The 11,627-nt window shown below is 51.6% G+C and carries 10 protein-coding genes and 1 pseudogene; 7 read left to right on the top strand and 4 right to left on the bottom strand.

Translation table 11 applies throughout. The annotated features are described in order from the left end of the window. Positions 1-182 (bottom strand): annotated as a pseudogene (locus FHS09_RS22925) (IS4-like element ISCARN115 family transposase); the annotation flags it as partial. Positions 183-630: 448 nt separating this feature from the next. Between FHS09_RS22925 and FHS09_RS16255 the strand changes: the two are divergent. Next, positions 631-1,329, top strand: a complete 699-nt coding sequence (locus FHS09_RS16255) for a helix-turn-helix domain-containing protein (protein WP_183461821.1) — start codon at positions 631-633, stop codon at positions 1,327-1,329. Positions 1,330-1,819: 490 nt separating this feature from the next. Here FHS09_RS16255 and FHS09_RS16250 read toward each other — a convergent pair whose 3' ends face one another. Further along, positions 1,820-2,860: an alpha/beta hydrolase family protein gene (locus tag FHS09_RS16250; RefSeq protein ID WP_183461819.1), complete on the bottom strand. Its 1,041-nt coding sequence runs from the start codon at positions 2,858-2,860 to the stop codon at positions 1,820-1,822. A gap of 448 nt (positions 2,861-3,308) precedes the next feature. Here FHS09_RS16250 and FHS09_RS16245 point away from each other — a divergent pair, with 448 nt between their 5' ends. Both FHS09_RS16245 and FHS09_RS16240 read left to right on the top strand, forming a co-directional pair. Next, positions 3,309-4,037 (top strand): hypothetical protein, encoded by a 729-nt coding sequence (locus FHS09_RS16245; RefSeq protein WP_183461817.1) that lies wholly within the window; start codon positions 3,309-3,311, stop codon positions 4,035-4,037. A gap of 421 nt (positions 4,038-4,458) precedes the next feature. Next, entirely contained in the window at positions 4,459-5,154 is a 696-nt protein-coding gene (locus FHS09_RS16240) for an esterase/lipase family protein (protein WP_221192056.1), read from the top strand. 163 nt (positions 5,155-5,317) lie between these two features. On the opposite strand, the gene FHS09_RS16235 is transcribed toward FHS09_RS16240, so the two are convergent. Next, positions 5,318-5,515: a hypothetical protein gene (locus tag FHS09_RS16235; protein WP_183461815.1), complete on the bottom strand. Its 198-nt coding sequence runs from the start codon at positions 5,513-5,515 to the stop codon at positions 5,318-5,320. Positions 5,516-5,766: 251 nt separating this feature from the next. Between FHS09_RS16235 and FHS09_RS16230 the strand changes: the two genes are divergently transcribed. The 4 genes from FHS09_RS16230 (at position 5,767) to FHS09_RS16215 (ending at position 10,362) form a co-directional block, all read left to right on the top strand. Then, positions 5,767-6,996 carry a glycoside hydrolase family 5 protein gene (locus FHS09_RS16230; RefSeq protein ID WP_183461813.1) on the top strand — a complete coding sequence of 410 codons (1,230 nt, stop codon included), beginning with the start codon at positions 5,767-5,769 and terminating at the stop codon, positions 6,994-6,996. Positions 6,997-7,144: 148 nt separating this feature from the next. Further along, positions 7,145-7,873: a response regulator transcription factor gene (locus FHS09_RS16225; RefSeq protein ID WP_221192055.1), complete on the top strand. Its 729-nt coding sequence runs from the start codon at positions 7,145-7,147 to the stop codon at positions 7,871-7,873. Beyond that, positions 7,873-9,336, top strand: a complete 1,464-nt coding sequence (locus FHS09_RS16220; RefSeq protein WP_183461809.1) for a sensor histidine kinase — start codon at positions 7,873-7,875, stop codon at positions 9,334-9,336. Before FHS09_RS16225 ends, FHS09_RS16220 begins: the two co-directional genes overlap by 1 nt. Before the next feature lie 651 nt (positions 9,337-9,987). Further along, positions 9,988-10,362 (top strand): hypothetical protein, encoded by a 375-nt coding sequence (locus tag FHS09_RS16215; protein WP_183461807.1) that lies wholly within the window; start codon positions 9,988-9,990, stop codon positions 10,360-10,362. An 82-nt stretch (positions 10,363-10,444) separates the two neighbouring features. Here the strand turns inward: FHS09_RS16215 and FHS09_RS16210 are convergent, their stop codons facing one another. After that, positions 10,445-11,602: a helix-turn-helix domain-containing protein gene (locus FHS09_RS16210; protein WP_183461805.1), complete on the bottom strand. Its 1,158-nt coding sequence runs from the start codon at positions 11,600-11,602 to the stop codon at positions 10,445-10,447. Positions 11,603-11,627 lie beyond the last annotated feature (25 nt).

The raw sequence follows: 11,627 nt of genomic DNA, 5'->3' as shown, positions 1-11,627 counted from the left end.
TGGTTGACAATGTTCTGACAGGACCGATCGGCGTGCATCGCTTGTGCCAGAAACATGGATAGCGTTTCCGTCGGTGGAAAGGTTCTTTCCCGATGTTCCGGTAGCAATTGTTCAACCACCTCAAAGAGCTCCCTGCCGGTTAGCAAGTTGAAGAAATCGTAGGAGTCGGTACAGCTTGCGTAGGGTCAGGCCGTACAATTCACATAAGTTGGATTAGTTCAGCGGAAACAAGTCATCATTCACCAATCCGTTGCGAATTCGAGTACCGTTAGTGCCATTTAGGCCTGTCCCCGCCACCCCAGCTCTCTCCTGTATAGGAGGCCGGCGATCACTTTGCCAAAAGCGGAAGCCACACATGAATCCCCTGCAACCTTGACGTGACAGGGGTTGCGGGCATTCTGTGCGTAATTTAACCAGGAGATATCGGCCTGGGGCAAAGTGGTTGGGAGCCACTATATAAATGTTAGGCAGCGCAGGCGGCATGCCATCGCGGCCAGGGGGATGTCCGCTTTCGGCCCATTTTTGGATTCGCCCTCAGAGGACGGATTCATGGATATTCGAATATATTCATCTTTCTATTCCGGAATGAATACGAAAGACTATGGTTAAATTCAGCCATAGGAGCAAGCAATGAACTTTGGGGAAAAACTCAAGCAACTACGACAAGACCAAAATCTCACACAGCCACAGTTGGCCGAGGCGGTCGGGATTGAGCAGTCGTACCTGTCGAAGCTCGAGAATGAAAAATGCCTGCCTTCAAGTGATGTGTTCAGCCGAATCCTGGAGGTCTTTCAGCTCGGTGTGGGCGATTTCTTCGAGGACTTGAATCACCGGTCTCGGCTTCAGCTTCGCCAAATTCCAGAGGTGGCCCATCACTTTGATCAGCAGAAGCAACTCATTATCGGTAACCGCCGGCGGTGGTTGCTGGGCTCCGCCTTGTTACTCGCTATCGGAGCGGCGCTCATTTACAGTGGAGCCACGAAGCTTTTCGTACCCGCTATCGTCTACCAATATATGTCTCATGGAATTGTAGCGGAAGGGGAGCCCAAGGAACTGTTTTCGATCCTCGAGCTATCGTGTACCGGCTCAGCTTGTGAGAGACGGGCTTCTCTTGAGGAGAGGATCGACGAGGATTTTCTCACTACGCGCCGGTTTCGAGGTGACGTCTTCAACATACCAGTCGAAGGTGGTTCGCGCACGTACTACCGCAAGACCTCGCGCAGCACCGATCCGTGGCAAAACAAGGCTGTCGCAGCCTTCGGTGTTCTTTTGACCTTTCTTGGACTCACCGGAATCGCTCTAGAGAAAAAGCTATCTCGGTTTGAATGAAGTGATGTAGAAATTTGGTCGAAAGGAAGCTTTGGGAGGATCGCAATGACACCGTATAATGCGTCGCTGCATTGCACGCAATTGACCTTATGCGGTGGCAAACTCCCAATCTGTGGTGGCTGCAAGACCGCTCATGGTGTGTGGCGACAGAGATCGACCTCAATACAACATACATAGGCGCGTCCAGTGACTGCGTTGCGGCTCTGCTGTCGACGCCAGAACTGGTAGCTGGCAGAGTCAGTCCGACTGAGGGTATCGGCTATGCAAGCGACCCCTATAACGCCCCAGCACCACGTCCCTGAATTCCAACCTTTTAATTACCGCACGAGTGCTGCGAGCGAAGACGGTTCTGTAGGCCGCAATGCGGAGCTGGAGCTCCGCGGTCCCGGGGGGCTACAGGTGTCAAATGTAACGCGTGACCCCGTCGAAGACTTGGCCCCAACGCTACTCTAGCGGAGCCAGAAAGTAATGTAAAAAATGAGCCGAACCCTTAGCCGCCGTTAGCACATCCCGCATCGTTCGATATACCGAGATGTTTGGAGAACCAACCCAACACTACCATTGAGGCATTATCCGTATTTGCGGCCGGGTTGTTTTGAGCCGGATTATTGTCGGCGGCGAAATGATGAGTTGTGTTCTTCAGTATCTGCATCTGGATTTCATTTTCATAGCCGTGATAGGCTTGCCGGAGTTTGGATACAGCTAATTTAACAGGCTCCGGAGAATAGTACTCATCTTTATCGCCTTGCAGCAAAAGAATCGCCGTGGCGGGATTGCGCTGCGCCACTGTTTCCGCCTTGGCCGCAACATCATACCTTTGCGCGGCTTCCTTCGCGGGTGCTGACCAGTTGAATTTTCGGGCAAAGAGCTTCTCCCAGTTATCCACAGCCTGGCGAATATTCAATGGCGCATTGACAGCTACTGCCGCCCGCACTGGCACATCGGATTCAATCAACCCCAAAAGGGTAGCGGCCCCACCGGCGGAAAACCCGAAAAGAGCAACCCCTTTATCTTTTGACAACCCCAGTTGCGTCTTAAGCGCGTCCACGATTTTCGGCAGTTCCCGCGCCGCCTCCGAAATCGATGGGAATAGCAGTTGGCCGATGTAATCCGCGGATTGGCGGCGTCTGAGTTCATCAATGCCACCCATCGGCATTCGGTTTTTCGTCAGGGGCAGCGTCGGATATACGGTAACGGATCCCGGCAGAGGGGGAATGGCTTCCATCAGTTCTTCCGGGCTCGCCGGCGGTCCAAAGCCGTGGTACATAATGATTAATGGCGTGTCCTTATCGATGGTGGTCGGCTTGGCGACAACAACCGGTGCATCATCTATGCGTATATGTTCTATTACCATATTGCAGTTGTTGCTCAGTAAACCCGAATGTACTTCTTTTCTAACGAAATTAGTTTTCGGTTCAGCCAATTCTGGAGCGGAATGTGCCCTATAAATCCATAGTTGTGCGAGTGGAAGAAAAATTATTATCAACCATAAATTTGTGTTTCTGGAGTATTTGCTATTTTTTATAGTCATTGGCTCTGGGCTCTATTTTTCGCAGAAATTATTTTGAATTTCTCCTTGTTTATTTTTAGTCGAAAAATTCAATATTTATAGGATCTTCCGCGTTATCGTAGGGTTTTTAATGGCAATATCCAGCGTGGGAGAAATAGAGTTGAAAAAATCTCGATAGATAACGAATATTGCTCACAAACGGGGCCGTCCCGTACGTGGGCAGATAAGAGCTTTGCGTGGCACAGTCATTTCTGCTGGTTCATAGGGTTGGATGTATAACCAGTATTTTGCGCGCAAATAACGATACGGTGCAATAGCAGTGGCGCGAAAAACTTTCATGGTGGGTGCCTATCCTAGAGTTTGTAAGTATGTATTCCGAAGAAAATCTAGTAAATTCCTTCTGCTGATTAAAGTTTCGCGGTTCATTCCGAGCCTGAAAATACGTATAACTTGTTGATCTGTAAGTAAAATGAAACACCATTGTAGCTACGATGTTCCATCGGATACTGGAGAGGCTGGCTGGATCGCGGCCGAATTGGGACGGTTTGAGGAATACGCTGTAACGTCGATTGTTCCCGCCGGTTTTCCTGCTTATGTGCGGGTCTTCCACCCTGCGTACATTGGCCGTGGGCACAAGAAGCAGGTTGTGCGATGGACTCAGATCGCCGCAGCGAACGGCCAGCAAGCCAGCCCGCTAATGCAGTTGTGTTCCCTGACTGGCAACTATAAGCAAAACTATCGCGATCAGCCCGGAGTTTTCGACGAACCACCGGAAGTGGGCACGTTACCGCCGGACCTGGCCGCCGACTTGGTGAACGTGTTGTCTCAACACACGAGTACAGCGATGGAATGCTGGTTTGGCTTCTGGGAAGGATTCGGCGGGTTGCCCCGCTGGGTACAACAAGCCCCCATTTTTGCCGTGCCACAACGTCGCTACCATCTGCTATTCGGTCCAGCTACCGCTGCGGGTGAATCAATTGCCCCTATGTGGTGGCAAACTCCCAATCTGTGGTGGCCGCAAGATCGCTCATGGTGTGTGGCGACAGAGATCGACCTCAATACAACATACATAGGCGCGTCCAGTGACTGCGTTGCGGCTCTGCTGTCGACGCCAGAACTGGAAGCTGGCAGAGTCAGTCCGACTGATGGTATCGACTATGCAAGCGACCCCTATAACGCCCCAGCACCACATCCCTGAATTTCAACCTTTTAATTACCGCACGAGAGCTGCGAGCGAAGACAGTTCTGTAGGCCGCAATGCGGAGCCGGGGGCTACAGGCGGGAGACACAATGGTAGTAGAGTGTGGTGTCTGGGCAGATAAGAGCTTTTGCGTGGCGCGGTTATTTTCTTCTGGCTCATATGTCTGGATGTATAACCAGTTTTCTGCGCGTATGACGATACGATGCAATAGCAGTGGCGCGAAAAACGGGTGTCCTGGAGTTCCGCTCTATATAAATGTTTCAAGGCTGGTACTGGCACGTATTTCCTCGCACGGATCTTTGCGAGAAATGCGGGCTAGAATCTAGTGAAGCCGTAGGATGGGCAAGCCCATCACACCGGCGGTGATGGGCACGCTGCGCTTTGCCCATCCTACGAAAGTCGCATTTCGCGGACGGTTATGAAGATTGTCATTCTGGCTCTATTGATATCCTTTCCCCTCACCGCCGACGCCCGCTCCGCATGTGTGATACTGCTGCATGGGCTGCTTCTCTCCGACGGCTGGATGGAGAAAATGGAAAAGGCCATTGCCAGGGCCGGGTTCGCGACGGTGAACGTGGACTATCCATCCACCAAATACCCCATCGAGGAACTGGCCGGACCCGCCATAGCGCCGGCCCTGGATCGCTGCCAGGGCTATGATGAAGTCCATTTTGTCGCTCATTCCCTCGGCAGTATCCTGGTGCGCTATTACCTGGGCCGGGTTCCGGTGGAAAATCTCGGCCGGGTGGTGATGCTGGGGCCGCCAAACAAAGGCAGCGAGGTAGCGGACAGGTTGGAAAAGGTACCCGGTTTTCACCTCGTCTTCGGTGACGCCGGCATGCAACTGGGCACTGGCCGGCAAAGCCTCCCGAAGAGACTCGGCGCCGCAGATTTTGACCTGGGCGTTATTGCCGGCACATGCAGTATCCACCCTATTTTCTCCCGTTTGCTTCCCGCGGCCGATGATGGCGTTGTCTCGGTGGAAAGCACTCGACTCCAGGGCATGCATGATCATTTGCAAATGCGGGCAACCCACCTGTTTTTGATAAGAAACAAGGCGGTGATCGACCAGGTGATTCACTATCTCAGGTTCGGGGAATTCAATCGGTTATAGAACTGCAACTAATCCGCTACAGGGCGGGCATAAACTTGCCAAACCCTGGTACCCACATTTTTACCGTGAGGCGGCCAGGCTCCGTTGTCCATGTAATCTGTCAGATCGCTTTATGGGGGCAGAGTAACATTTTGGCACTTAGTTCATTCAATGAATTGAGCGTCTAAATGTTACTCCGCCCCCGGTATTCTTCCAGGGCGAACACCTGGGCCAGTGCCAGCAACCGGTCCCCAATCCACTGGCGGCGATGCTCGAAGCTCTGTTCTGTACGCTCATCCCGGCCACACAGGAAGGCACGGAGCACACAGCGGTAGTAGGGTGTGGTGTCTGGGCAGATAAGAGCTTTGCGTGGCACAGTCATTTTTTGCTGGCTCATATAGCTGGATTTATAACCAGTTTTCTGCGCAAATGACGATACGATGCAATAGCAGTGCCGCGAAAAACTCTTTGTTTGGTGGGTGTCCTAGAGTTTTTCTAGATTTTCTATAGTTCGCTAGAGTTAGAGTTCGTTATGAGTGATGACACCGAACTGACACAATGCCAGAATAGTCCTGACACGATATGGGGTTATCCTTATCAATTTATTGTGACAAAAACATCGTTGGAGACACCATGAAAATCGTGATACTGATAATTATGTTAATAACACCAACTACATTTTTACTGGCCGAAGAATCGGTCAATAGTAAGCTGACCTTTTGGAAGGTACAACGAAAAGGCGCCAACGGCGATGGAGGAGCAAATAAAGATGCTGAAACCACGCCAGATGCTTGGTTTAAAGCGGCAGCGGAGGCAAATCTCGAATATATCCGTCTGATTCCGCAACACTGGCCGAGCGCGGGCCGGGATTTTCTGCTCGGAACCGCCGACAACTTCCAGGGCATTCCGAAAGAGGACCTGGATTATCTGCTATCCATTCTCAACGCGGCGCAACGCCATCGGGTAAAAGTGTTGTTCACCATGTTCAGTCTTCCCGGTGCGCGAAACAGGCAGGACAACGACTACAAGTTTGATTACCGTTTGTGGAACGAAGAGAAGTTCCAGCAACAGGCGCTGGCGTTCTGGCACGAACTGGCGAACGCACTACAAAATCATCCGGCGGTGGTGGGTTACAACCCCATCAATGAGCCTCACCCAAGCAGGCAGTTCGGCTTACTCGACAACAAGATTCAGCCACAGGCCTTTGCCCAATGGGTGCAGGAAAACAAAGGCACAACCCTCGACCTCAACCGTTTCAACCGGCGTGTGGTCGACACCATCCGCAAGGTTGATCCCATCACCCCTATCGTTCTGGATGGGTGGATGCATTCATCAGTGGAAGGTTTGACGTTTCTGGACCCGGTGGACGATCCGGCAGTTCTCTATGCATTTCATTCCTACAGCCCCTGGGTATACGCTACTTATCGCATTAACAAGGGCAGGTTCAGCTACCCCGATGCCATGCCGGTCAGGGATGATATAAATTCAAATGAAACCGAAAGGTGGGCCAGGGCCACCATCCACCAGGGAATACAGCCTGTGGCAGAATGGGCCCGGCGCCATCGTGTTCCAGCGAATCGCATTATCGCTGAGGAACTGGGAGCCGACCGGCGAGTGGGCGGTGTCATTGCATTTCTGTCGGATACCCTGGAATATATCGACAGCCAGAACTGGCATTGGGCGTTCTATTCTTTCCGCTCAACCGACTGGGATGGCCTGGATTATGAATTGGGCATGGAAAAACTGGGCTGGAAATATTGGCAGCAACGCGAACAGGGGAAGACACATGAAGAGCTTATCCAGCGCCGCGACAATCCACTTTGGAATGTCTTTAAATCCCGACTGAATAAGAAGAACCGCTGACCAAGAACTGGTTTAACCCTATTAAGGTAACCTCATTAATTGGGAGTGGCCTCTGCGCAACCTGATAGGTACTAGCGCAAGGCGGCTTTGCACAGCGGAAGGCTTGCAACTTCTTGACAGGCCACCAGCATGCCTTCAAAGTTGCGCCTTGATTGCGCCTCGCCTGAAAGTCAGAGGCTACTCCCAATTAATAGAGCTGCCCTTAAATACAGGCATGGAAAAAATCCTTATTGTCGAAGATGACCAGAGAATGCGTAATCTGGTCGCACTGTACCTGAAAAACGCCGGTTGGCAGGTGGTCGAGGCCGGCGACGCGTCCGAGGCTATTGAGCGGTTTTACGAAGATGAGTTGGATCTCGTGATACTGGACATTATGCTTCCCGACAAAGATGGCTGGTCTGTTTGCCGGGCGATTCGAAAAACACACCCAACCCTGCCTATCGTTATGCTGACCGCCCGCAAAACCGAAGATGACGAACTCTTCGGTTTTGAACTGGGGGCGGATGAATATATCACAAAGCCCTTCAATCCCAATATATTGGTGGCGCGAGTAAAAGTCGCGCTCAAACGAGTTGAGCGCGAAGAAAGTGGAACCCTGCTCTTCCCGGACTTAGCTATCAACTCCACCATGCATAAAGTCTGCTACAAAAACCGGGAAATCGATCTGTCCCCGCGAGAATATAAATTGCTGCTTTATTTCGCCGGTAACGCCGGTATTGCACTGCACAGGGATCAGATCCTGGACCACGTTTGGGGGTTAAACTGTTTTGTGAATGACAGGGTCGTCGATACCACCATCAAGCGCCTGCGCAAAAAACTGGACAACCGATACATCAAGACCGTGAGAGCCGTCGGCTATCGATTTGAGTCAGATTGATGAAGTCAATTTCCGTCAAGCTAATATTAATAATCAACCTGCTTCTGCTGCTGGCATTTGCTTCGGTGGTGCTTGTCAGTGAGCTATTTCTCCAGGACTACTATGTCTTTGACAGGAAATCCGATCTTGAGAAACTGGTGACGGACCTGAAGAATAACCTGAATGGGTTGCAAAATCCCATCCAGTTTCCCCGCGATGCTATTGTCTTTGAAGTAGAACAGGTCAAAGACGAAGCGGCGTTCAATGGGGAAATCCGGGAGAACCTGGTAAAGCACCGCATACAATTCAATAAGATCTGGTTTCCACTGGACAAAATTAAGCGGGCGCTGGATGGAGTCGATCAGTCTTACTTCGCCCGGCAATCTTTGATCAACAATTATCTTCTTGTCAAAATTTTCTCAGTGGATGATCAGCGAATATTTTTTGCCGGTTATACCCTGGTCGATATTGAACAAACCTTGGATACGGTAAAGCGTTTTGTCGGATATATCGCCATCGTGGTGCTGGCGATATCGTCTGTTATTATTTCCGCAGTGTCGTTTAGAATTACCCGTCCAATCAGCCAGATAACCGGCAAAACCAGGAGAATGGCCAAGCTTGATTTCTCCGGCAATATCGATATCCACACCAGAGATGAGCTGGCGCAACTCGGCTATGGTATAAACCAGCTTTCCGACAAGCTGAAACAAACACTGATCGAGCTGGATGCGACTAACAGGCGTCTGGAGAAGGAGATTTCCCATAGGGAGCGCCTCGATGCATTTCGAAAGGAGTTTATTGGCAACGCCAGCCATGAGCTGAAAACACCGATCGCGCTGATAGGCGGATACGCCCAGGGCTTGCTGGACAACATCGCCGACGAAAACACCCGGGAGTCATTCGCCAGGATTATATTGGAGGAATCGAATCAAATGGCCGTGTTGCTGGAGGAGTTGCTTACTCTTTCTGAGGCGGAACATGGATTTTATAAGCTCGATATAAGCAGATTTGATGTTGCGGTGCTGCTCGAAGTTACCGTTGCCAAATATTGCCTGGATATCGATTCAAAAGACATCCGGATAGTCGTCCCGGCAGGATCCTATTGGGTAAGAGCGGATAGAAAAAAGATTGAAAGAGTTATCGTAAATTTTCTTTCCAACGCCATTGAGCATGTCGGTGTAGGCGGAAAAATTGCAATTACCGCAAGGGAGGACAACAACGAATTCCGATTCAATATTTTCAATAGCGGATCAAGGATAAATACGGAAATGGAGGAAGAGATATGGAAGCCGTTTGTCAGAACACCTCACCCAGATGTTAAAAAATTTGGTAGCTCGGGACTTGGTCTGGCTATTATTGCCAGCATACTTAAACAGCATGACAGTCGGTTTGGCGCCAGAAATACTGGCGAAGGCGTGGAATTTTACTTTACGCTCAGTATGTCTAACGAAAGCGACGTAAGCGGTAAATCTCCCACACCTTAATTTTAATCCGTTGCGTAAGGCTGGAGATGTCGATGGGTTGGATGAAAAACGGATCATCAAAAATGAATGGGGCGACATTGAAAACGCAGCTTTTCTAGAAAATCGGTTAAGTAGTTTTGTGATTTAAAAGAACAACGCATATCCATAGGCGTCCAGGGCGAACACTTTGGCCAGTGCCGGCAACCGGCCCTCAATCCACTGGCGGCGATTCTCGAAGCTCTGTCCCGTACGCTCATCCCGCCCACACAGGAAGGCTGGCGCACCCAGCGGGAGACTCAATGGTAGTAGAGTGTGGTGTCTGGGCAGATAAGAGCTTTGCGTGGCGCAGTTATTTTCTTCTGGCTCATATGACTGGATGTATAACCAGTTTTTCTGCGCAAATGACGCTACGATGCAATAGCGGTGGCGCGAAAAACTCTTTTTGGTGTGGATGTCCTGGAGTTTGTTCGTTGCTGTCCTAGAGTCTCTATGGTGGGTATCCTAGAGTTTAGAGTTTGACTGCTGCGCTACGGGCAAAGTGCTATTAGCAAGTCCAGCGCGGCGCCTTCCACAACCCGGCCTGGCCAGGCAGTACGCTCCGGCGCTGCGCGCCTCCGAGGGACAACCTGCGCTGGCAACGTGAAGCACTATGGAATTGCATGGGAATCGGCTATGAAATACAAAATAACCTGGGAAAAAAAATTAGTCTGTGTCGATTACTTTGGTGAAGTGACAAACAAAGATATTGAAACTGCCCATTTTGAATTAAATGGTGATGATCGTTTTTATGCTTGTGATTATTTAATTTTAAATGCTAGTGAATGTGATTTAAGTGCTGTATCTGTTCCAGGTTTATTTCGAGTAATTGGCACTGATTTAGGGGCAACAAGAACAAATCAAACCCTAAAAGTTGCTATGGTAACTACTAGTTCGATCAATATCGAAAGAATTAAGGAATACATAGAAAGAAACAGGGCTCTTAATACGCCATGGGAGTTCAAAATGCTACCTTCAGTAGAAGAGGCAAAGAAGTGGTTTGGCGTTTAACAGGTTTGTGAATTCCGCCTTTGGATGGGCAAGGGCGGCCGTGGGCCGCCGTGCGGAGCTGGAGCTCCGCGGTCCCGGGGGGCTATAGAGAGGTTGCTTCTCCTCTCCCTTGCAGCGCCCGCTTGCGGTACTCGCTGGGCGATATTCCCACCAGCCGGCTGAAGAAGCGATGGAATGCCGATTTGCTGTTGAAGCCGGATTCCAGCAGTACGTCCAGCACCGTCATCTCCGCTTTGCTCTCATCCGCGAGCAGGGCCTTGGCTTCTTCCACCCGGTAGGAGTTGATAAATTCGAAGAAGTTGGTGCCGAAGTGTTTGTTGATCACTGCGGAGACTTCCTTGGCGGGCAGGCCGACGCGCTCTGAGAATTGCTCCAGGTTGAGGTTTTTCTTCAGGTACAGCTTGTCCACTTCCACCGCCCGCTGGACCAGGGCTATGGCCTCGGCGGAGGGGGCTTCGCTGTTTTCGGGTTCGCGGCTCTGCTGCGGGCGGGTGGCCAGGAGTTGGTGGGCGTAGGCCAGGCTGTAGGCGAAGAAGGCGTTGATCAGGATGAAGGTGACGTAGTTGTCGGCGATGCCCAGGTGGTCGGCGGTTTCCACCGAGGTGTATTTGGCGGCCACGTGCACGATCAGGGTCCAGCCCCAACTCGCCAGTACGCCCAGGGTGAGGATGTTCAGCCAGCTGAGTTCGGTGGTGGAGAAGTGGGAGTATTCGTTCTTGAGCTCCGCTTTGTAGCGGCGCACCAGCAATACCCCGGCCGCCGCGTAGGCGAGGGGGATCAGGGTGGCCAGGTCCCAGATTAGATCCACCAGCTGTTCGGGGACCTCCTGGCCGGAGACGGCGATGTAACGCAGCTTGTTACTGGTGAGGTCGAAAAAGAAGACGCCTATCAGCAGTGCCAGCGCGGGAATCAGATGCAGGGCGTGCCGCCGTCGCAGGCGCAGGCCGCGCTGGGTGAGGGCGGTCACGTACAGGTAGATGGCCGGGCCCTTGAGCATAAGAGCGGCGAACAGGAAGTAGGGCAGCAGTTGGCCGGTTAGTGGGAGGGCCGGGATCTGGTCGTTCCACAGCAGCAGGGTGCAGGCGGAGGCGGTGGCAACGATCAGCAGGAAGGCGGTGAGCAGCAGGCCCTGGTTGCGCTCGCGGGCCGGCAGTACCAGTTGGAACACCGCCAGCAGCAGGCATTCGGCCGCGGTCATCAGCAGCACCACGTCGTGGATATTGAAGATATAGGCTTTCATCACCGACTGCCTCGTTATTGGAATT

It is taken from the genome of Microbulbifer rhizosphaerae (assembly GCF_014191725.1).
Lineage (GTDB): Bacteria > Pseudomonadota > Gammaproteobacteria > Pseudomonadales > Cellvibrionaceae > Microbulbifer > Microbulbifer rhizosphaerae.
The sequence above is the reverse complement of the archived record's forward strand: the minus strand, read 5'-3'. Positions and strand labels throughout refer to the sequence as shown.

Coding starts and splice junctions, on each gene's coding strand:
- FHS09_RS16255 (WP_183461821.1), top strand. CDS start 631: ATGAACTTTGGGGAAAAACTCAAGCAACTACGACAAGACCAAAATCTC.
- FHS09_RS16250 (WP_183461819.1), bottom strand. CDS start 2,860: ATGACTATAAAAAATAGCAAATACTCCAGAAACACAAATTTATGGTTG.
- FHS09_RS16245 (WP_183461817.1), top strand. CDS start 3,309: ATGAAACACCATTGTAGCTACGATGTTCCATCGGATACTGGAGAGGCT.
- FHS09_RS16240 (WP_221192056.1), top strand. CDS start 4,459: ATGAAGATTGTCATTCTGGCTCTATTGATATCCTTTCCCCTCACCGCC.
- FHS09_RS16235 (WP_183461815.1), bottom strand. CDS start 5,515: ATGACTGTGCCACGCAAAGCTCTTATCTGCCCAGACACCACACCCTAC.
- FHS09_RS16230 (WP_183461813.1), top strand. CDS start 5,767: ATGAAAATCGTGATACTGATAATTATGTTAATAACACCAACTACATTT.
- FHS09_RS16220 (WP_183461809.1), top strand. CDS start 7,873: ATGAAGTCAATTTCCGTCAAGCTAATATTAATAATCAACCTGCTTCTG.
- FHS09_RS16215 (WP_183461807.1), top strand. CDS start 9,988: ATGAAATACAAAATAACCTGGGAAAAAAAATTAGTCTGTGTCGATTAC.
- FHS09_RS16210 (WP_183461805.1), bottom strand. CDS start 11,602: ATGAAAGCCTATATCTTCAATATCCACGACGTGGTGCTGCTGATGACC.